A 1,143-nucleotide genomic window follows, 5' to 3' on the forward strand; every position below is an offset into this window, starting at 1 on the left:
GAAGAACCTTCAATCGGAGACGGTCATATCTTCTGAAACCAAAGGCATTTCGTTTAATAACCTTCGTCTGATTGTTTAGTCCCTCCACGAATCCATTGCTATAATTGAATGTAAAGCTATTCAAGATTTCTTTCTGCCAATTCTTCAAAGTATTGATCCCCTGCATAAACTCCCATACACCTGCTTTTTCTACCTGCTTATAGAAGTTATGTAACTCTTGCTTAACCTGAGATGGTTGTTCAATTCCAATGGTCTTCGCTCTTTCAAACCAATCCCTAAAGGATTCCTTCAATTCATAAGAGATTCGCATGTCTTCCGACATACCTAGATAGCGTTCTAGATGCCAGCGCTGCCTTTCCGTTAAGTTCTCTTCACGCTTATAGAAGACGTGCTTTTTTCGCTTACACTGCTTCCTATCGTAATGATGAAATTCTTTCTGAACACGCCTTCTCACTCGTTCGAGAGCCCAGTAGATGTAGCGACAGAAGTGAAAACGATCAGCCACAATGATAGGGCTGCCCAAGGCTTTTTGGACGGCCGATTTGAAGGCGTGGCTCATATCCATAATCACCATCTCGACCTCCGATCCCTTCTCGCGAAGATAATCTCGCACGGTATCCACGGAACGATCCGGAAGAATATCCAAGAGTTGACCGGTGTCTCCGTCGGCAATGACGACTTGGTACTTTCCTGCACTCGTATCCCCTTTGTATTCATCAATCGCAATCACAGGCGGAAGGGTTTCCACCTTCTCCAACATAGGCATGGCCAACTCATCAAAACGGCGCATGACTGTGGTTGGCGAAGTACGAAATAAGTCAGCTGTGTCTTTGAAGTTCTTTCCCTGAATGACTCGAAGGCCTAAGGCCTGGTTCCACTCTTTTGAGTGACGCTGATACCGCTCAACCAGGTCGTTATTTTCAAAGAATCGTTTCCCGCACATACAACGGTAACGACGTTTTCGGTAGAAGATGGAGGTGGTTCGTTCAAACATTTTAAGATGTTGGATTTTCTGTGTTCTGTAGTCGTGGATGCGATCGGTCCATTCCCCGCAATCCATACACCTGTGCTTCTTTCTCGGCAATTCCACATGAAGATGAAAATTCCCTTCCACTTCTTCACTTTTCTTTATAATCGCATTTT

Annotated in this window: 1 protein-coding gene; it reads right to left on the reverse strand. The window is 44.6% G+C overall.

Annotation, left to right across the window (positions count from 1 at the left end; translation table 11 throughout):
• On the reverse strand, positions 1–1,135 hold a 1,135-nt coding region (locus ACTWPM_RS20605), incomplete at its 3' end, for an ISL3 family transposase (protein WP_443134835.1).
• Between the last annotated feature and the right edge of the window lie 8 nt (positions 1,136–1,143).

Origin of the sequence: Halobacillus sp. K22, assembly GCF_052246795.1 — a bacterium.
In the GTDB taxonomy this organism is placed as follows: Bacteria; Bacillota; Bacilli; order Bacillales; family Halobacillaceae; genus Halobacillus.